The sequence below is a fragment of the Sanguibacter sp. Z41_6 genome (assembly GCF_059621145.1).
On sequence record NZ_JCAQIF010000003.1, the window covers coordinates 1 to 18,485 of the forward strand.

General features: G+C 71.7%; 18 protein-coding genes. 1 reads left to right on the top strand and 17 read right to left on the bottom strand.

The genetic code is table 11. From position 1 onward, the window contains the following. Positions 1–487: 487 nt before the first annotated feature. From tyrS to argC, 11 genes are all read right to left on the bottom strand, one after another. Positions 488–1,747 (bottom strand): tyrosine--tRNA ligase, encoded by a 1,260-nt coding sequence (tyrS, locus tag AC54T1_RS07590; RefSeq protein WP_484345395.1) that lies wholly within the window; start codon positions 1,745–1,747, stop codon positions 488–490. Between the two features lie 88 nt (positions 1,748–1,835). Then, positions 1,836–2,489, bottom strand: a complete 654-nt coding sequence (locus AC54T1_RS07595) for a DNA-3-methyladenine glycosylase (RefSeq protein ID WP_496911569.1) — start codon at positions 2,487–2,489, stop codon at positions 1,836–1,838. Beyond that, on the bottom strand, positions 2,486–3,076 hold the full coding sequence (locus tag AC54T1_RS07600) for an AAA family ATPase (protein WP_496911570.1): 591 nt from the start codon (positions 3,074–3,076) through the stop codon (positions 2,486–2,488). The genes AC54T1_RS07595 and AC54T1_RS07600 overlap by 4 nt, the downstream gene beginning before the upstream one ends. A 46-nt stretch (positions 3,077–3,122) precedes the next feature. After that, the gene (argH, locus tag AC54T1_RS07605) at positions 3,123–4,544 is read right to left on the bottom strand and encodes an argininosuccinate lyase (RefSeq protein WP_496911571.1); all 1,422 of its coding nucleotides are present in this window, start codon (positions 4,542–4,544) and stop codon (positions 3,123–3,125) included. After that, on the bottom strand, positions 4,537–5,781 hold the full coding sequence (locus AC54T1_RS07610) for an argininosuccinate synthase (protein WP_496911572.1): 1,245 nt from the start codon (positions 5,779–5,781) through the stop codon (positions 4,537–4,539). The genes argH and AC54T1_RS07610 overlap by 8 nt, the downstream gene beginning before the upstream one ends. A gap of 87 nt (positions 5,782–5,868) precedes the next feature. After that, positions 5,869–6,414 (bottom strand): arginine repressor, encoded by a 546-nt coding sequence (locus AC54T1_RS07615; RefSeq protein WP_484345390.1) that lies wholly within the window; start codon positions 6,412–6,414, stop codon positions 5,869–5,871. Next, positions 6,393–7,325: an ornithine carbamoyltransferase gene (gene argF, locus AC54T1_RS07620; protein WP_484345389.1), complete on the bottom strand. Its 933-nt coding sequence runs from the start codon at positions 7,323–7,325 to the stop codon at positions 6,393–6,395. The genes AC54T1_RS07615 and argF overlap by 22 nt, the downstream gene beginning before the upstream one ends. Continuing rightward, positions 7,322–8,599 carry an acetylornithine transaminase gene (locus AC54T1_RS07625; protein WP_484345388.1) on the bottom strand — a complete coding sequence of 426 codons (1,278 nt, stop codon included), beginning with the start codon at positions 8,597–8,599 and terminating at the stop codon, positions 7,322–7,324. Before AC54T1_RS07625 ends, argF begins: the two co-directional genes overlap by 4 nt. Next, on the bottom strand, positions 8,596–9,669 hold the full coding sequence (gene argB / locus AC54T1_RS07630) for an acetylglutamate kinase (RefSeq protein WP_484345387.1): 1,074 nt from the start codon (positions 9,667–9,669) through the stop codon (positions 8,596–8,598). Before argB ends, AC54T1_RS07625 begins: the two co-directional genes overlap by 4 nt. Then, complete coding sequence (argJ, locus tag AC54T1_RS07635) at positions 9,666–10,841, bottom strand: bifunctional glutamate N-acetyltransferase/amino-acid acetyltransferase ArgJ (RefSeq protein WP_484345386.1); 1,176 nt, start codon at positions 10,839–10,841, stop codon at positions 9,666–9,668. The genes argB and argJ overlap by 4 nt, the downstream gene beginning before the upstream one ends. After that, positions 10,838–11,917: an N-acetyl-gamma-glutamyl-phosphate reductase gene (argC, locus tag AC54T1_RS07640; RefSeq protein WP_484345385.1), complete on the bottom strand. Its 1,080-nt coding sequence runs from the start codon at positions 11,915–11,917 to the stop codon at positions 10,838–10,840. Before argC ends, argJ begins: the two co-directional genes overlap by 4 nt. Positions 11,918–11,981: 64 nt before the next feature. Here argC and AC54T1_RS07645 point away from each other — a divergent pair, with 64 nt between their 5' ends. Next, on the top strand, positions 11,982–12,230 hold the full coding sequence (locus tag AC54T1_RS07645; RefSeq protein WP_484345384.1) for a hypothetical protein: 249 nt from the start codon (positions 11,982–11,984) through the stop codon (positions 12,228–12,230). On the opposite strand, the gene thiD is transcribed toward AC54T1_RS07645, so the two are convergent. The 6 genes from thiD to rpmI form a co-directional block, all read right to left on the bottom strand. After that, entirely contained in the window at positions 12,218–13,066 is an 849-nt protein-coding gene (gene thiD / locus AC54T1_RS07650; protein ID WP_496911573.1) for a bifunctional hydroxymethylpyrimidine kinase/phosphomethylpyrimidine kinase, read from the bottom strand. The two genes, AC54T1_RS07645 and thiD, sit on opposite strands and share 13 nt — an antisense overlap. A 10-nt stretch (positions 13,067–13,076) precedes the next feature. Continuing rightward, positions 13,077–15,656 carry a phenylalanine--tRNA ligase subunit beta gene (pheT, locus tag AC54T1_RS07655; RefSeq protein ID WP_496911574.1) on the bottom strand — a complete coding sequence of 860 codons (2,580 nt, stop codon included), beginning with the start codon at positions 15,654–15,656 and terminating at the stop codon, positions 13,077–13,079. After that, the gene (gene pheS / locus AC54T1_RS07660; protein ID WP_496911575.1) at positions 15,656–16,762 is read right to left on the bottom strand and encodes a phenylalanine--tRNA ligase subunit alpha; all 1,107 of its coding nucleotides are present in this window, start codon (positions 16,760–16,762) and stop codon (positions 15,656–15,658) included. The genes pheT and pheS overlap by 1 nt, the downstream gene beginning before the upstream one ends. Positions 16,763–16,854: 92 nt before the next feature. After that, the gene (locus AC54T1_RS07665) at positions 16,855–17,730 is read right to left on the bottom strand and encodes a TrmH family RNA methyltransferase (RefSeq protein WP_496911576.1); all 876 of its coding nucleotides are present in this window, start codon (positions 17,728–17,730) and stop codon (positions 16,855–16,857) included. A gap of 70 nt (positions 17,731–17,800) precedes the next feature. Further along, positions 17,801–18,187, bottom strand: coding sequence for a 50S ribosomal protein L20 (rplT, locus tag AC54T1_RS07670; protein ID WP_484345379.1), 387 nt, complete (start codon positions 18,185–18,187; stop codon positions 17,801–17,803). A 73-nt stretch (positions 18,188–18,260) separates the two neighbouring features. After that, complete coding sequence (gene rpmI, locus AC54T1_RS07675) at positions 18,261–18,455, bottom strand: 50S ribosomal protein L35 (RefSeq protein WP_484345378.1); 195 nt, start codon at positions 18,453–18,455, stop codon at positions 18,261–18,263. Positions 18,456–18,485: the final 30 nt, after the last annotated feature.

Consider the following 18,485-nt stretch of genomic DNA (forward strand, 5'->3'; position numbering starts at 1 on the left):
AGTTCTCAAGGAACGGACGCTCACCTCAACCAGACCAACCGGCCTGCTCTCGGGGCAACCTCTCCAGCCTAACCGAACCAACCCCCGCTGTCCAACCCCGCCCTCCCGGACCGAGCCACACACCGAAGACCACCTCAGCGGCCACTTCCGACCCGAACCCCATCCGCTCATCCTCACGGACAACCGAACACCAGTTCGAACCAGAACCCCACACTACAACACCCGCGAACCACGTCCGCGCGCACCATCACCATGTGGGTACCAACCCCGGGACCAGCCACTTCGCCGGCTCGTAACGAGCTTCGCAGTGGTGTCTGTTCCTCCCAGTCGGGCTGACGTCCAGAACATTACGTCGACATGAACGCGATCGTCAAGCGAGGTCCCGGGTGATCCGCCCCGGCGCCGGGGCGGATCGCCGTCGGGCGGCGCTCCGCGCTCGGGCGCCAGCGACGAAGCGCTGGCGCACGCGCCCGGTCCTAAGCGCTCGTTATCCCGCCACGGCGACCGCGAGCGTGCGCTTTCCGCGTCGCAGCACGGCCCACCGACCATGCATGAGGTCCCCCGCCGCGACGGTAGCGTCCGCGTCCTCGACCTTGACGTTGTTGACGTACACGCCCCCCTCGGCCACGGCGCGCCGAGCCGCACCCTTGGAGGCCACGAGGCCGCTGGCGACCACCGCGTCGACCACGAGGTCTCCGACCTGCACAGGAGCTGACGGCAGCTCCGCGACCGCCGCACCGAGCGTGGCCTCGTCCAGCTCGGTGAGATCACCCCGACCGAAGAGCGCCTGGCTCGCCGCGATCGCGGCGTCCGTGGCCTCCTTGCCGTGGACGAGCTCGCACACGTCCCGCGCCAGGACGCGTTGCGCCTCCCGGGCAGCCGGGCGCTCGACGACAGACGCTGCGAGCGCCTCGATCTCCTCAGCTGAGCGGAACGTGAAGATCTTCAGCCACCCCACGACGTCGGCGTCGTCGGCGTTGACCCAGAACTGGTAGAAGGCGTACGGACTCATCATCTCGGGGTCGAGCCACACGGCTCCCCCCTCCGACTTGCCGAACTTCGTCCCGTCGGCCTTGGTGATGAGCGGGGTCGCGAGCGCGTGAACCGTGCGCTGCTCCGACTTGCGGATGAGCTCGACACCGGCGAGCAGGTTGCCCCACTGATCGTTCCCGCCGGTCTGCAGCGTGCAGCCGTGCCGCCGGTTGAGCTCGAGGAAGTCCATGCCCTGGAGGATCTGGTAGCTGAACTCGGTGAAGGAGATCCCCTGCTCGCTGTTGAGCCGCCGGGCGACCGTCTCCTTCGCGAGCATCGTGCCGAGACGGAAGTGCTTGCCGACGTCCCGGAGGAAGTCGATCGCCGACAGGGAACCCGTCCAGTCGAGATTGTTTGCCATGACCGCAGGGTTGTCACCCTCGAACGACAGGAACCGGGAGATCTGCGCCTGCAGGCGCCCGACCCACTCGGCCACGGTCTCGCGGGAGTTGAGCACACGTTCCCCCGACATCCGGGGGTCGCCGATCAGCCCCGTCGCGCCACCGACGAGGGCGATCGGGTGGTGCCCGGCGAGCTGGAGATGCCTGAGCACGACGAGCTGCACGAGGTGTCCGTGGTGCAGGCTCGGCGCCGTGGGGTCGAAACCGCAGTAGTACGTCACCGGCCCGGCCTCGAGAGACTCACGTAGCGCCTCAAGATCCGTGGTCTGACTGATCAGACCACGCCACGTCAGCTCGTCCAGCACGTTGCTCACTGCTTCTCCTTCGGTTCCCACGGCGCCATCTCGTGCGACGCACCCGCCTAGTCTGCCGTGCCGACCCGCTCCGGGAGAACGCGCGCCCTCAGGCGCCGCGCCCGGGGGCGGCCGGCCGTCGACCGCCGGGGCGGAAGACGGAGACCGTCGGGTCACCCGCGAGCCAGAAGCGCCACGGATAGACCGCACCGTCCCCACCCGGACCGGCGACACCGACCCGCGGGCCGGTGTCGATCGTCGAGCCGGGCAGGACCCGCCCGGCCCGCACCACCACGCTGCCGCGGGGATCCGTCACATCGACCCCGTCGAGCTCGTGGGAGATGCCCAGAGCCACCGTGAGGCGCGCTGGACCGCTCGCGAGCATCTCGGGCCGACGGACCACCCCGCGGCGGAGCCGACGTTCCGTCGCCACGTCGGCCCCCTCGACGATCTCGCCGGCACGCAGCAGGACCGCGGAAGCGGCGCCGACCTCTCCTGCCACGACGTTCATGCACGAGTGCAGACCCATGTGCCGGTAGACGTAGAGGCGTCCGGGCTCACCGAACATCGTCGCGTTGCGGGGCGTTCGACCGCGGAATGCGTGCGAACCCGGGTCCCGGTCGCCGCGGTACGCCTCCACCTCGGTGATCCGGGCCGTCACCGTGCCGTCGGGCCCCGTCGTCGTCACGAGCGCGCCGAGCAACGCGACAGCGAGCTCCAGGGCGTCGCGCTCGTACCAGGACCGGGGTAGGACACCGCTCATTCGCGCACCTCGGCGTCCGGCCAGCCGCAGACGGCCCCCGCACCGTCGAGACGCACATGTGCCCGCTGCGCGGTCGCGTTGGCGGCGTAGTGTGCTCGTTCGACGACCATGAAACGCTCCCAGTGGCTCCGCGCGGCGTCACCGTCACGGGCGAGCCCGCGCCGCAGGCGCAGGGCATCGTCCGCCTCCACCCAGACGATGAACGGCGCGAACACGTCGACGGCACGGGACGCCGATCCGCAGCCCTCGACGACGAGGTGCTCGGCGGGCAGCACGGTGTGGCGTTCGGCCCGCCGGCCGGTCGACCAGTCGTAGCGCGCGTAGGTCCCGGGCCGGTCGCGCGCGAGGGGCGCCAGCACCTCGTCGCACAGGATGCGGACACCCTCGTCCATGCCGGTCCATCCCTCGTAGAGGTCGTCCATGTGGACGACGGACGCGGGCAGCACCGCACCGAGCTGCGCGGCGAGGGTGGTCTTGCCTGAACCCGCCGGACCGTCGACGAGCACGAGCCGCGTCGAACCCAGGCCTGCCGGTACAGAGCGCAGGACCGCGACGAGCCGTTCGAGGACGCCGGAGGGGACGGTCACGCCGCAGCTCCGCGCGCCGTGCCCGCCCCCAGCAGCGACACCGCGGTCAGCTGTTCGCCCAGAACCGGAACTCTGCGGCGCGGACCTTCGCCTCGTCGAGCTGCTCGGCGACGCGCGCCGGTGCCGTCCCGCCGACGGCGTCCCGGGAGGCGAGCGACCCCTCGACCGTGAGCACGCTGCGCACAGCGGGCGTGAGGTGCTCCGAGATCGACGCGAGGTCGTCGTCGCTCAGGTCCCACAGCTCGATGCCGCGCTCCTCGCACACCCGGACGCACGCTCCGGCCACCTCGTGCGCGACGCGGAACGGGACACCGGAACGCACGAGCCACTCGGCGATGTCCGTCGCGAGGGAGAAGCCCTGGGGCGCCAGCGCAGCCATGCGCTCGGTGTCGAACGTCATCGTCTGCACCATCCCCGCGAACGCCGGCAGCAGCACGGTGAGGGTGTCGACCTGGTCGAAGACCGGCTCCTTGTCCTCCTGCAGGTCACGGTTGTATGCGAGCGGCAGGCCCTTGAGCGTGGCGAGCAACCCCGTGAGGTCGCCGATCACTCGTCCCGCCTTGCCGCGCGCGAGCTCTGCCACGTCCGGGTTCTTCTTCTGCGGCATGATCGAGGAGCCCGTCGAGAACGCGTCGTCGAGCCGGACGAAGCCGAACTCCTTCGTGTTCCAGATGATGATCTCCTCCGCGAACCGCGAGAGGTCCACGGCGAGCATCGCGGAGACGAACGCGAACTCCGCGACGACGTCCCGGCTGGCGGTCCCGTCGATCGAGTTCTCGACAGAACCGTCGAAGCCGAGCTCGGCCGCGACGGCCTCGGGGTCGAGCCCGAGCGACGATCCTGCGAGCGCACCCGATCCGTACGGCGACCGGGCGGCACGCACGTCCCAGTCGATGAAGCGGTCGACGTCGCGCAGCAACGGCCAGGCGTGAGCCAGCAGATGGTGCGCGAGCAGCACGGGCTGGGCATGCTGCAGGTGGGTGCGGCCCGGCATCGGTGCCCCGGGGTGCGCCTCGGCCTGTGCCACGAGTGCGTCGACGACGTCGAGCACGAGGCGCGCGATCGTCCGCGACTCCTCCCGCAGGTACATCCGCACGAGCGTCGCGATCTGGTCGTTGCGTGACCGCCCGGCGCGCAGCTTGCCCCCGAGATCTGCGCCGGCCCGCTCGATGAGCCCACGCTCGAGAGCCGTGTGCACGTCCTCGTCCGCGGGGACCGGGAGGAACGCGCCGGACTCCACGTCGGCGGACAGCACGTCGAGGGCGGCGAGCATGTCCGTCAGCTCAGCCTCGGTGAGCAACCCCGCTGCGTGCAGCACGCGGGCGTGCGCGCGGGATCCCGCGATGTCGTGCTGCGCGAGCCGCCAGTCGAAGTGCGTGGACAACGACAACGCCTGGAGGGCCTCGGCGGGGCCGCCGGCGAACCGGCCGCCCCACAGGCTCACCCGGGTCGCGTCCTGCTCAGGCACCGGTCGACCCGAGGTTGCCCGCACCGAGGTCGACACCGTTGCCGAACCTCACGTCGCGTGCCGCGGAGAGCTTCGCGGTGAGACCGAAGATCTCGATGAAGCCCTTCGCCTGGGACTGGTCGAACGAGTCTCCCTCGTCGTACGTCGCGAGGTTGAAGTCGTACAGGCTCGACTCGCTGCGTCGGCCCGAGACGGTCGCCCGGCCACCGTGGAGCACGAGGCGGATGTCGCCCGAGACGTACCGCTGCGTGTCGTCGATGAAGGTCTCGAGCGAACGCTTGAGCGGGGAGAACCACATGCCGTCGTAGACGAGCTCGGTCCAGCGCTGCTCGACCTGGCGCTTGAACCGCGCCTGCTCGCGCTCGACCGTGACGTTCTCGAGCTCCTGGTGCGCCGCGATGAGCGCGATCGCACCGGGCGCCTCGTAGATCTCCCGCGACTTGATGCCCACGAGACGGTCCTCGACGATGTCGATGCGCCCCACACCCTGCGCACCGGCACGCCGGTTCATCTCCTGGATGGCCTGCAACGGCGTCACGGCCACACCGTCGAGAGCGACCGGGATGCCCTTGTCGAACGTGATGATGACCTCGTCCGCGACCGGCGGGAACGTGGGGTCGTCCGTGTAGTTGTAGACGTCCTTCGTGGGCGCGTTCCAGATGTCCTCGAGGAAGCCCGTCTCGACAGCACGGCCCCAGACGTTCTGGTCGATCGAGAACGGGTTGTGCTTGGTCGTCGCGATCGGCAGGTTGTTCTGCTCGGCGTACGCGATGGCCTTCTCACGGGTCAGCGCGAGGTCACGGACAGGTGCGAGGCACTTGAGGTCCGGGGCGAGCGACGTGATGCCCACCTCGAAGCGGACCTGGTCGTTGCCCTTGCCGGTGCAGCCGTGCGCGACGGTCTGCGCGTCGAACTGCCGGGCGGCGCGGACGAGGTGCTTGACGATCGTCGGACGCGACAGCGCCGACACCAACGGGTACCGGTCGAGGTACAGCGCGTTGGCGCGCAGCGCCGGCATGCAGTACTCCTCCGCGAACTCGTCGCGGGCGTCCGCGACGTACGCCTCGACGGCGCCGCAGTCGAGGGCACGCTGGCGGATGACCTCGAGGTCCTCCCCGCCCTGGCCGACGTCGACGGCCACGGCGATGACCTCGGCGCCGGTGCGGTCGGCGATCCAGCCGATGGCAACGGAGGTGTCCAGGCCGCCCGAGTAGGCGAGCACGACGCGTTCAGTCATGGCACTTCTCTTTCTCAACGATTGTGTACTGGTCAAGTGTGTCATCCACCGGTGCGCCCTCGGCGCCCGGCGGTCGGTCGGGGAGGATCAGGGGGCGTCGCTGGCGAGGGCGACGAAACGGGCTGCGAGCTCGTCACCGCCGTCGACGGCGCGGGCGATCACGAGGACGGTGTCGTCCCCGGCGATCGTGCCGAGGACGCCGGCGAGGACCGAGTGGTCGATCGCCGACGCGAGGTACTGTGCGGCACCCGGCGGGGTGCGGAGCACGACGAGGTTGCCCGAGCTCTCGGCGGAGACGAGGAGCTCTCCGCACAGGCGCGCGAGCCGGGCGGCGAGGTACTCCGCGTCGGTCGTCGCCTGCACCGAGCGGTCGCCCCCCTCCCCCGGCACGGCGTACACGAGCACGCCTGACGACGTGCGCACCTTCTCGGCGCGGAGCTCGATGAGATCCCGGGAGAGCGTGGCCTGGGTGACGTGCAGGCCGTCCTCGGCGAGCGCCCGTGCCAGCTCCGCCTGGGAGTGGATCTGCTCGCGCAGGAGCAGGTGCACGATGCGCGCGTGGCGGGCGGCCTTGGTGGCGGGAAGCGAACGCACCGGGCCGGGGCCGAGGCTCACGACCGCTCCAGGAGCCACGAGAGCAACGCCTTCTGGGCGTGCAGGCGGTTCTCGGCCTCGTCCCAGACGGCTGACTGCGGGCCGTCGATGACCTCTGCGGTGATCTCCTTGCCACGGTATGCCGGCAGGCAGTGCAGGACGATCGCGTCCGGCGCCGCGAGCGCGAGGAGCGTGCCGTCGACCTGGAACGGCACGAACGGGGCGTTGCGGTCCGCAGCCTCGTCCTCGTCCCCCATCGAGATCCACGTATCCGTCGCCAGGGCGTGCGCGCCTCGTGACGCCTCGGCCGGGTCGTCGGTGACGAGCACCGAACCACCGGTGAGATCCGCGATGCGCTGGGCGTCGGCGACGACGGACGGGTCGGGGTGGAAGCCGACGGGCGCGCCGATACGCACGTGCATCCCCGCCACCGCGCACCCCAGGAGATAGGAGTGCGCCATGTTGTTCGCGCCGTCACCGAGGTAGGCGAGCGCCAGGCCGGGCAGCGCGCCGACACCGCCCCTGCGCTGGGCGAGGGTGAGAAGGTCAGCGAGGATCTGGCACGGGTGGAACTCGTCGGTGAGGGCGTTCACCACGGGGACGCTGCTCGCTGCGGCCATCGCCTCGACGCGCTCCTGCCCGAAGGTCCGCCAGACGATGGCGGCCACCTGCCGGTCGAGGACCCGCGCCGTGTCGGCGACCTCCTCGCCGCGACCCAGCTGGGACCCGACCCCGTCGATGACGAGGGGGTACCCGCCCATCTCGGCGATCCCCACGGAGAAGGACACCCGGGTCCGGGTCGACGGCTTGTCGAACAGCACGGCGACGGCGCGCGGGCCGCTGAGCGGAGTCCGGGCGAACCGGTCCCGGGAGAACTCGAGCGCGAGCTCGAGCACCTCGGCCTGCTCCGCCTGCGAGAGGTCGTCGTCGCGCAGGAAGTGGCGGGTCATGACGCTTCACCGGGGAGCAGCTCGGACGCGGTCGCGGGCAGCGAGCCGAGGAAGGCCACGAGGTCGTCGGCCTGTTCACGCGTGAGGATGAGGGGCGGGGCGAGACGCAGCGCCGTGGGGCTGACGGCATTGACGATGAAGCCGGCATCCAGGGCACGGGACGCGACGGCGGGCGCGACCGGGTCCGTCAGCTCGATCGCGACGAGCAGGCCGACCCCGCGCGCCGACGAGACGAGGGGGTGCCCGAGCGCGCCGACCGCTGTCCGCAGGTGCTCACCGACGGCCGTGACGCTCGCGAGCAGGTCGTCCCGCTCGATGACACCGATCGTGGCGAGCGCGGCAGCCGCTGCGACGGGGTTCCCGCCAAAGGTGGTGCCGTGCTGCCCACGCGCCAGGAGCGTCGCCGCGCGTTCGCCGAACGCGACGACGGCGCCGATGGGGAACCCGCCCCCGAGACCCTTGGCGAGCGTGACGACGTCAGGGACCACTCCCTCCCCGACGAGCGGGAGCTGGTGAGCGAACCAGGCACCGGTACGGCCCATACCCGTCTGCACCTCGTCGAGGACGAGGAGCGCACCGTGCTCGGCCGTGAGCTCCCGCGCACGGGCGAGGTAACCGGCGGGCAGCGAACGCACCCCGGCCTCACCCTGCACAGGCTCGATGAAGAACGCCGCGACGTCCGCACCGGTACCGTCGGCGAAGGCTGCCTCGAGAGCATCCAGGTCACCGAAGGGCAGGAACTCGACCCCACCCGGCAACGGCTCGAACGGCTCCCGGTACGCGACCTTCGAGGTGAGCGCGAGCGCCCCCATGGTCCGTCCGTGGAACGCACCCTCGAGGGCGAGGATGCGCGGACGTCCGGTGCGACGCGCCATCTTGAACGCTGCCTCGTTGGCTTCGGTACCGGAGTTGGTGAAGAAGACCCGGGAGCCCTCGGACGCGCCCGCCAGCTCCAGGAGCCGCTCAGCGAGCGCAACCTGTGTGGGCGTGGCGAAGAAGTTCGAGACGTGCCCGAGGGTGCCGAGCTGTGCGCTGATCGCGGCCGTGAGCGTCGGGTGCGCATGGCCCAGGGCGTTGACGGCGATGCCGGCGAGGAGGTCGAGGTAGCGCTTGCCGTCGGCGTCCCACACGTACGCACCCTCGCCGCGCACGAGGATCCGCTGCGGAGGACCGAAGGTGTCCATGACGGACGCGGTGTACCGCTGGGTCCACGCGGTGCTTGCCCCGCCGTCGGCCGCCAGGGTGGACGTGGTCGTCCGGATGGTCTCGGTCATGACGTCGTTCCGTCCGTGCTCGGTGGTGCGGGGGGTGCGGGGGGTGCAAGATGCTCGCCTGCGGGCGCAGGGACCGTGGTGCTCGGGGCGCGCACGACGTGTGCGGGGACGATCGGGATGGAGCTCGTCGTCGTCCCGGCGAGGCGCCCGTCGCTGTCCGGGACGACCATGGTGCCGATCCCCCGGGCCGTGAAGACCTCCATGAGGACGGCGTGGGCCACCCGACCGTCGATGACGTGCGCCTGGCGCACACCACCACGCACGGCCCGCAGGCACGCCTCCATCTTCGGCACCATCCCCGACTCGAGGCTCGGGAGGAGCTCCGCGAGCGCAGACACGGTGATCCGGCTGGCCAACGAGGACCTGTCCGGCCACGACGTGTACAGGCCCTCGACGTCCGTGAGCACGATGAGCTTCTTGGCCCGCAGCGCCACGGCGAGCGCCGCCGCCGCCGTGTCCGCGTTGACGTTGAGCACCTGGGTCGGGTCGGCGATGTCCGGGGCGATCGTCGAGACGACAGGGATGCGCCCGGCATCGAGCAGGTCCTGCACCGCACGGGGGTCGACCTCGACGACGTCGCCCACGAGACCGACGTCCACGGCCTCGCCGTCGACCGTCGCGTGCCGCCGGCGTGCGCGCAGCAGGCCGCCATCCTCGCCGGAGAGCCCCACCGCGTGGGGACCGTGGGCGTTGAGCAGCCCGACGAGCTCACGCGAGACCTTGCCCGTGAGCACCATCCGCACGACGTCCATCGCCTCAGGGGTGGTGACGCGCAGACCACCCTTGAACTCGCTCGCGATCCCGAGCCTGCTGAGCATCTCCGAGATCTGGGGACCGCCGCCGTGCACGATGACGGGGTGCAGCCCCACCTGGCGCAGGAAGACCATGTCCTGGGCGAACGCCGCCTTGAGGCGCTCGTCGATCATCGCGTTGCCGCCGTACTTGACGACGACGAGGGCACCGTTGAACTGCTGCAGCCATGGCAGGGCCTCGAGGAGGACCTCGGCCTTCTGCGCGGGGTCGAGGTCCGCGGTGTCGATGTGGCTGAGGTCGGTCGTGGATGTGCTCATGAGGAGTACGCGCTGTTCTCGTGGACGTAGTCGTGCGTGAGGTCGTTGGTCCAGACGGTCGCCTCGGCAGGTCCCGCGTGGAGGTCGACGAGGACGTGCACCTCGCGCCCCGCGGACAGGTCGACGAGGTCACGGTCGTCCCCGACTCCCCCTGCACGGCAGACCATGACGCCGTTGATCGACACGTCGAGCCGCGCAGCGTCGAACGCCGCCACGGACTCGGGAACGGTGCCGACCGCGGAGAGCACCCGGCCCCAGTTCGGGTCGTTGCCGAAGACGGCGGCCTTGAAGAGGTTCGAGCGGGTCACGGCGCGGGCGACCGCGACCGCGGCGTCCTCGTGCTCAGCACCCACGACGCGCACCGCGATGTCGTGGCTCGCACCCTCGGCGTCCGCGACGAGCTGACGTGCGAGGTCCGCGCAGACCTGGGTGACGGCGCGGGAGAGCTCCTCGAGGCCCACGGTCACGCCGCTCGCACCGGAGGCCAGCAGGATGACGGTGTCGTTCGTCGACATGCAGCCGTCGGAGTCGACGCGGTCGAACGTCGACCGTGTCGCTGACCGCAGCGCGGCGTCGACAGTCGCGGCATCGGCCACGGCGTCGGTCGTCAGGACGCTGAGCATGGTCGCGAGCCCGGGCGCGAGCATCCCCGCTCCCTTGGCCATCCCGCCGACCGTCCATGTCGCATCCCCGTCGCCCGCACTGACGACGGCGGTCTTGGGCACGCTGTCGGTCGTCATGATCGCCCGTGCGGCGTCGGCGCCACCGTCCACGGAGAGCGCGCCGACCGCGGCGTCGACCCCGGCGAGCAGCGCGTCCATGGGCAGCCGCGTGCCGATGAGTCCCGTGGAGCACACGAGCGTGTCACCCGCCGAGACGTCGAGCGCTCCGGCGAGATGCTCGGCGGTGCGGTGGGTGTCCCCGAAGCCCTCCGGGCCGGTGCACGCGTTGGCCCCGCCGGAGTTGAGGACGACGGCGCTGGCCCGGCCGTCGGCGACCACCTGGCGCGACCAGGCCACAGGGGCGGCGAAGACCCGGTTCGTGGTGAAGACGGCCGCGGCCGCGTCGAGAGGGCCGTCGTTGACGACGACCGCGACGTCCGGCAGCCCGGTCGACTTGAGCCCGGCCGCGACCCCTGCCGCCCGGAACCCCTGCGCTGCGGTGACACTCACGGGGCGACTCCCACCGTCGTCAGGCCGAGGGTCTGTGGCAGGCCCAGGGCGATGTTCATGGACTGCACGGCGGCACCCGCCGTGCCCTTGACGAGGTTGTCGATCGCCGTGACGGTGACGACGCGACCGGCACGCTGGTCGAGCGCGACCTGGACGAGGGCGGTGTTCGCGCCCGTGGTCGCCGCGGTCGTGGGCCACTGCCCCTCGGGCAGGAGCTCGACGAAGGGCTCCCCGTCGTAGGCCTGCTGCCAGGCGAGGCGCAGGTCGGCCGGACTGATCGCGTCGTGCTCGGGCAGCAGACGCGCCGTGGCGGTGGCGAGGATCCCGCGGGACGTCGGCACGAGGACGGGCGTGAAGGAGATGCTCACGCCGTCCCGGGCGCCGGCGGCGCGGAGGTTCTGCTCGATCTCCGGCACGTGCCGGTGCGAGCCACCGACCGCGTACGGCTGGAGAGAACCGAGCGCCTCGGATGCCAGGAGGTGCGGCTTGAGGGTGCGCCCCGCCCCGGAGTACCCGACCGCGAGGACGGCGACGAGGTCCTGGGGATCGAGGATCCCCGCAGCGACCCCGGGCTGCAGCCCGAGGGTGACGGCGGTGACGTTGCACCCGGGTACCGCGATGCGGCGCGCGCCGACGAGCAGCTCGCGCTGCTTGGTGTACGGCCCGTCGCCCGGGGCGACGTGGAGGAGCTCCGGGAGCCCGTACGGCCACGTGCCTGCGTGCTCCGACCCGTAGAAGTCCGCCCACGCGGCGGGGTCCACGAGCCGGTGGTCGGCTCCGAGGTCGATGACGAGGACGTCGTCGGGGAGCTGGGCGGCGATCTCACCGGACGCGCCGTGCGGCAGCGCGAGGACGACGACGTCGTGACCGGCGAGGTGCTCTGCGGTCGTGTCGAGGAGCACCCGGTCCGCGAGGGGCCGGAGGTGGGGCTGGTGCGCCCCGAGCGGGGTTCCCGCGTTGGAGTGGGCGGTGAGCGCCCCGATCTCTGCGTCGGGGTGCGCGAGCAGGAGCCGGAGCATCTCGCCCCCCGCGTACCCGCTGGCACCCGCCACCGCTACCCTGAACGTCATATGCATAACCATACACAGACCCGAGTTCTATACCAACAACAGGGGGCGGGCGTGCCGCTACCCTCGTGCCATGAACCACTCCTGGGCTGACGGCGGGTACGAGAACCAGGGACCGGGGCCGTCCCGAGGAGCTCGGGTCGCCCTGACCGTGCTCATCCTCGTCGTCTCCGCGCTGAGCGCCGTCGTGTACGCCAAGATCGGGATGGACCAGTCCAGGGCGCAGTGCTACGCGGACGCCCCTGCGGGCTCGCGGGTCGACGACGTCACGACGACCCTGCGATGGTTCCCACCCGGGTACGACTGCAGCTACACGGACTGACCGCTGCCGGCCACCGGAGGCTCCGCGGGCAGCAGGTGGTGGAAGTGGTCGATCGGCCCCCGGCCGCCGCCCACCTGCAACGCGTCCGCCGCGGCGAGCGCCCCCCCGAGCCAGTCCTTGGCGGCTCGGACACTGTCCTCCCACGTCGCGCGGCGCGGCCGCAGCGCGGCGACCGCCGCAGACAACGAGCATCCCGTGCCGTGCGTGTTCTCCGTGACGACCCGGGCGCCGTCGAGCTGCACGACGCCGTCCGCGCTGACGAGCGCGTCAGGGCTCGCGCCACCCTCGAGGTGCCCGCCCTTGACGAGGACCCTCGTCCCGCAGCGCTCGAGCAGCCGTCCCCCCTGCGCCACCGCCGCGTCCCACGTCGTGGCACAGGACTCACCCAGCAGCGCCGCGAGCTCGTCGAGGTTGGGTGTGACGAGATGGGCATGCCCCAGGAGTGCCCGGAGCGCGTCCTCACCGTCCGGGTCGAGCAGGCGATGTCCGCTCGTGGACACCATGACGGGGTCGACGACGACCACCGGAGGACCGACCTCACCGAGCCACTCGGCGATCACCCGTGCGTTCGCTGCCGTGGCGACCATGCCGATCTTCACGGCGTCGACGATGACGTCGTCGCTCACCGCGGTGAGCTGGTCCGCGAGCAGCTGTGCGGGCGGGACGTGCGAGGACCGCACACCTCGCGTGTTCTGCACGACGAGCGCCGTCACCACGGCCATGCCGTACGCACCATGGGCGGCGAACGACTTGAGATCAGCCTGGATCCCCGCGCCGCCCGTCGGGTCGGTGCCCGCGATGCTCAGCACCCGTGGCCGTGACCCGACGAACGACACCTCGGGGCCCTCAGGCCCGCAGCGTCGCGCCGACGCGACGGGCCGCTTCCGCGACCGCTGCGTCCCGGACCGCTGCTGTGTCCTGCGCCGTGAGCGTCCGGTCAGCCGCCCGCAGCCGGAGCGAGAACGCGAGCGACTTCTTGCCCTCGCCCACCTGCTCGCCGGTGAAGACGTCGAAGAGCCGAAGCTCCTCGAGCAGGTCTCCCGCACCGTCCCGGACGGCGTCGAAGACCGCACCCGCGGTGACGCTCTCGTCGACGACGAGCGCCAGGTCCTCCTTCGCGAGCGGGAACGTCGAGACCACCGCACCCTGGCGGGGCTCGAGCGGCGCTGCAGCGAGGAGCGCGTCCAGGTCCACCTCGAACGCGACGGTCCGGGCGGGGAGGTCGAGCTGCTCGACGACCTTCGGGTGCAGCTCCCCCGCGTGCCCGACGACGGTGCCGTCAGCGAGCGTGAGACGAGCACACCGCCCGGGGTGCCACGGCGCCCGCTCGGTGTCCCGCTCGACGGCGACGTCGACCCCCACGCGCTCGGCGACGAGCCTGGCTGCCGCGAGCGCGTCCGTCCAGTCGGCCTGACGCGCCGGGCCCCACCAGCTCGCCCGTTCGCGCTGGCCGGCGAGGACACCCGCGACGTGACGGGGCTGGGCGGGCACGGCGGCGTGCAGAGCAGCGAGCTCGGCGTCCGACGGGCGCGCGCCACCCGGCAGCTGAGGCGCCACGCTGGCCCCGTCCCGCGGGAGCGTGACGAGCCCGAGCTCGAAGACCGCAAGGTCGGTCGTACCGCGCGCGACGTTGCGCCGCGCTGTGTCGAGGAGCGTCACGAGGAGGTTCGTCCGCATGCGGGACCGCTCCGCCGACAGCGGGTTGGCGAGCGTCAGGGCACGGCGTCGCTCGTCCTGCGGAGGCAGGCCGAGCGCATCGTCCTGGTCGGTCCCCACGAACGGGTAGCTGAGGGTCTCGACGAACCCGTCCTCCGCGAGGGCGCGCGCGACCGAGCGTCGTGCCGTCTGGCCGCGGGTCAACCCGCGGCCGGGGGGTGCCACGGGCAGGATCGACGGGATCTGGTCGTACCCCGTGATCCGCGCCACCTCCTCCACGAGCTCAGCAGAGCCGACGAGGTCCGGGCGCCACGACGGCGGGACGACCTCGACGGTTCGCGTCGCCTCGTCGGTCACCGGACCCACGACGCAGCCGATCGTCTCGAGCGTCCCGACGACGACCTCCTCGGGGTACGGGACCCCGACGAGGCGCTCCGGGTCGGTGAGGGAGAAACGGATGGTGGACGCAGGCGTCACGGCGTCGAGATCGCTCACGGCATCGTCGACGACACCTCCACCGAGCTCGACGAGGAGCTCCACCGCGCGCTGCGCGGCCACGGCGGGCAGGCGCGGGTCGACACCCCGCTCGAACCGCTTGGCGGCCTCGCTCGGGAGCTTGTGCCTGCGCGCGGTGCGCGCGACGGACACCGGGTCGAAGTGGGCGGCCTCGACGAGGAGGTCGGTCGTCGTGGCCGAGACCTCCGTCTCGGCCCCACCCATGACGCCCGCGAGACCCAGCACGCGGGCACCGCGCCCCCCGGCGCTGTCCGTGATGAGGAGGTCCTCCTCGCTGAGCGACCGGTCGACGCCGTCGAGCGTCACGAGGTGCTCCCCCGGTGCGGCGCGCCGCACGACGAACGGCGCGACGAGCGTCGCGAGGTCGTATGCGTGGAGGGGCTGGCCGAGGTCGAGCATGACGTAGTTCGTCACGTCGACCGCGAGCGAGATGGGACGCATCCCCGCCTGGGTGAGACGGCGCTGCATCCAGGCCGGCGAGGGACGTGCGGCGTCGACACCACGGACGATCCGGGTGACGAACCGGTCGCACCCCACCTCACCGCGGACGGGAGCCGTGTCGTCGACCTCGACGACGAAGCCGGACGGCGTCGCCGTCGGGACGTCCGGACGTCGGCCATGATCGGTGAACGCCGCACCCGTCGAGTGGGAGAACTCGCGGGCCACACCGCGCATGGAGAAGCAGTACCCGCGGTCCGGGGTGACGTTGATCTCGAGGATCTCGTCGCCCAGCCCGAGGAGGGCGACCGCGTCCGCGCCCGGCTCCAGCTCGACCCCGCTCGCCGCGTACGCCGCCGGGTCCAGGACGAGGATGCCCTCGTGCCCCTCCCCGAGGCCGAGCTCGCGCTCCGAGCAGATCATGCCGTCCGAGACGTGCCCGTACGTCTTGCGTGCGGCGATCGGGAAGGGACCGGGCAGCACGGCGCCCGGCAGCGCGACGACGACGAGGTCACCCGCCACGAAGTTGTGCGCCCCACAGACGATGCCCCGCGGGACGGTCGGCGCCCCGGACTCGTCACGGTCGTTGTGCGTACCGACGTCGACCTGGCACCAGTTGATGACCTTGCCGTTCTTCTGCGGCTCACCCACGAGCGAGACCACCCGGCCCACGACGAGCGGGCCGGTCACGGCAGCACCGTGGACCGCTTCCTCCTCGAGCCCGACGCGGACGAGGTCGGCGGCAAGCTGCTCGGCGGTGAGGCCGTCCGGGAGCTCGACGTGCTCAGCGAGCCAGTCGAGGGCGATGTACGGCATCAGAGCTCCATTCCGAAGTGCTGGGAGAAGCGGACGTCGCCCTCCACCATGTCGTGCATGTCCGCGATGCCGTGCCGGAGCATGAGGGTCCGCTCGATGCCCATGCCGAACGCGAACCCGGAGTAGACCGTGGGGTCGATCCCGGCGGCGAGCAGCACGTTCGGGTTGACCATCCCGCAGCCGCCCCACTCGATCCAGCCGGCGCCACCCTTCTTCTGCGGGAACCACAGGTCCATCTCGGCGCTCGGCTCGGTGAACGGGAAGAAGGACGGACGCAGCCTCGTGCGCGCTTCGGGCCCGAACATCGCCCGCGCGAAGTGGTCGAGCGTGCCGAGGAGGTGCGCCATCGTCAGGCCCTTGTCGACGGCGAGGCCCTCCACCTGGTGGAAGACAGGGGTGTGTGTCGCGTCGAGCTCGTCCGTGCGGAACACCTTGCCGGGGCACGCGATGTACACCGGCAGCTCACGCTCGAGGAGTGTCCGGGCCTGGACCGGCGACGTGTGCGTGCGCAGGACGAGGTGCGGGTCCTGCGGCTGCGAGCCGTCGTCCCCCGGGGTACCGGCGACGAAGAAGGTGTCCTGCATCTGGCGGGCGGGGTGGTCCGGCCCGAAGTTCAGCGCATCGAAGTTGAACCACTCGGCCTCGACCTCGGGGCCCTCGGCGATCTCCCAGCCCATCGAGACGAAGAAGTCGCTCACGCGCTCCTGCAGCGCCTCGAGCGGGTGGCGCGCGCCCGCAGCCCGTCGTTCGACCGGCAGTGTCACGTCCACGGACTCCTCGACGAGCACCCGGGCGTCACGCTCCGCCTCGAGCTCGACCTGCCGGGCAGCGAGGGCCTTGCCGATCCGTCCGCGCGCGGGTCCGAGGAGCTTGCCGGCCGCCGCCTTGTCGGCCGGGGCGAGCCGGCCGATCTCGCGGTTGGCGAGGGCGAGGGCACTGCGATCGCCCGTGTGCGCGATCCTCGCGGCCTTGAGCGCATCGAGGTCCGCGGCGGCCGCGATCGCGGCGGTCGCCGCGTCCACCGCGGCGGCGACGGCGTCCGGGTCGAGCGGCGAGAGCGGCGCTCCGGACGTGGCGGACGGATCTGCGGGGGCAGGGGTAGACATACGTGCCTTCAGCTCCAGGCTTGTGCGGACGGGCGACCGAGCGGCCACGACGATTCTAGCCAGCGTGGCCCGCCGGTCCCCGACGCGCAGACCTAGCGCTGAGCGCGGGAGCTCGCGTACAGGCAGACCGTCGCTGCCGCCGCGAGGTTGAGCGACTCCGCACGTCCGCGCAGGGGCACCCGCACGACGGCGTCGGCGAGGGCGCGGTCCTCAGGACGCAGGCCCCACGCCTCGTTGCCGAAGACCCACGCAGTCGACGCGCCCAGGTCCGGGAGGGCGCCGGACGGTTGGGCGCCACCGACACCGTCGGGGCCCGGTCCGCCGGTCCGGCGGTCCACCGCGTCGAGCAGCTCGTCGAGGTCGAGCTGACCCGATCCGTCGGCCGCAAGGATCGTGATGCCGGCGCCGCGCAGCGCGGTGCACGCCTCGTCCAGCGTGACGCCCGCGACCACCGGCAGGTGGAAGAGCGAGCCCGCCGTCGACCGGACGACCTTCGGGTTGTGGATGTCGACGCTCTCGGACGTCACCACGACGAGGTCGGCGCCCGCTGCATCAGCCGCCCGGATGACTGTCCCCGCGTTCCCGGGGTCACGCACGTGTGCGAGCACCGCGACGAGCCGGGGCGCACCCACGAGCACGGCATCGAGCCCGGCCGCCCCGTGCCGGGCCACGTCGAGGACCGCGACGAGGCCCTGGGCGTCGTCGCTCATCGCGGACAGCACCTCGTCGGTCGCCTCGTGCACGGCGAGCCCGGCACCGCGTGCCTCGCGGACGATCTCCGCGTACCGGTCCCGTGCCGTCTGCCCGACGTACACCGCGCGGGTGCGGTCTGCGGCGAACCGCACGGCCTCGCGCACGCTCTGCGGTCCTTCGACGAGGAAGCGCCCGGCCCGGGCACGCGCAGAACGCCCGGCCAACGAGCGCACTGCACGGACCCGCTCACTGCGGGGGTTCGTCAGCTCGATCATCGTCCGGGCGTTCTGTGTGTGTCGTCGCGTCCCGCCGTACCACGGCGGTCCCGCTCGTCGTCCGACAGGGTCAGACCGCGACCCGGGGAGCGTTGACGTCCTCGGGCAGGGCAGCCTTGGCGACCTTGACGAGAACGTTGAACGCTGCGACATCGCTCACCGCGAGCTCCGCGAGCATGCGGCGGTCGGTCTCGACGCCGGCAGCCTTGAGGCCCTGGATGAAGCGGTTGTAGGTCATGCCCTCGGCGCGTGCCGCAGCGTTGATGCGCTGGATCCACAGCCGACGGAAGTCTCCCTTGCGCGCCTTGCGGTCACGGTAGGAGTAGACGAGGGAGTGGGTGACCTGCTCCTTCGCCTTCCGGTAGAGACGCGAGCGCTGGCCGCGGTAGCCGCTGGCGCGCTCGAGAGTTGTACGACGCTTCTTCTGGGCGTTGACCGCCCGCTTCACGCGTGCCACGTGATGCTCCTTGCAGTTGGGGTCGGAAGGTGAATCGGTCGGCGCAGGCCCTCACGGGCCCGGCCGGGACGAGTCACTTGCCGAGCATCTTCTTGATGTTCTTGACGTCTGCGGGGCTGACGACCTGGTCGGAGGACAGTCGGCGCGTGACCTTGCTCGACTTGTGCTCGAGCAGGTGGCGCTTGCCGGCCTGCTCGCGCATGATCTTGCCGGTGCCCGTGGTTCGGAATCGCTTCTTGGCGCCGGAGTGCGTCTTGTTCTTCGGCATGGCTGCCGTTTCTCCTCAGGTCGGGTCGGG

Bases quoted from the DNA above. Each gene is read 5' to 3' on its own strand.
- AC54T1_RS07595 (WP_496911569.1), bottom strand. From the start codon at position 2,489: ATGAGCGGTGTCCTACCCCGGTCCTGGTACGAGCGCGACGCCCTGGAG.
- AC54T1_RS07610 (WP_496911572.1), bottom strand. From the start codon at position 5,781: ATGACTGAACGCGTCGTGCTCGCCTACTCGGGCGGCCTGGACACCTCC.
- argF (WP_484345389.1), bottom strand. From the start codon at position 7,325: ATGACCCGCCACTTCCTGCGCGACGACGACCTCTCGCAGGCGGAGCAG.
- AC54T1_RS07625 (WP_484345388.1), bottom strand. From the start codon at position 8,599: ATGACCGAGACCATCCGGACGACCACGTCCACCCTGGCGGCCGACGGC.
- argB (WP_484345387.1), bottom strand. From the start codon at position 9,669: ATGAGCACATCCACGACCGACCTCAGCCACATCGACACCGCGGACCTC.
- argC (WP_484345385.1), bottom strand. From the start codon at position 11,917: ATGCATATGACGTTCAGGGTAGCGGTGGCGGGTGCCAGCGGGTACGCG.
- AC54T1_RS07645 (WP_484345384.1), top strand. From the start codon at position 11,982: ATGAACCACTCCTGGGCTGACGGCGGGTACGAGAACCAGGGACCGGGG.
- pheT (WP_496911574.1), bottom strand. From the start codon at position 15,656: ATGCCGTACATCGCCCTCGACTGGCTCGCTGAGCACGTCGAGCTCCCG.
- pheS (WP_496911575.1), bottom strand. From the start codon at position 16,762: ATGTCTACCCCTGCCCCCGCAGATCCGTCCGCCACGTCCGGAGCGCCG.
- AC54T1_RS07665 (WP_496911576.1), bottom strand. From the start codon at position 17,730: ATGATCGAGCTGACGAACCCCCGCAGTGAGCGGGTCCGTGCAGTGCGC.
- rpmI (WP_484345378.1), bottom strand. From the start codon at position 18,455: ATGCCGAAGAACAAGACGCACTCCGGCGCCAAGAAGCGATTCCGAACC.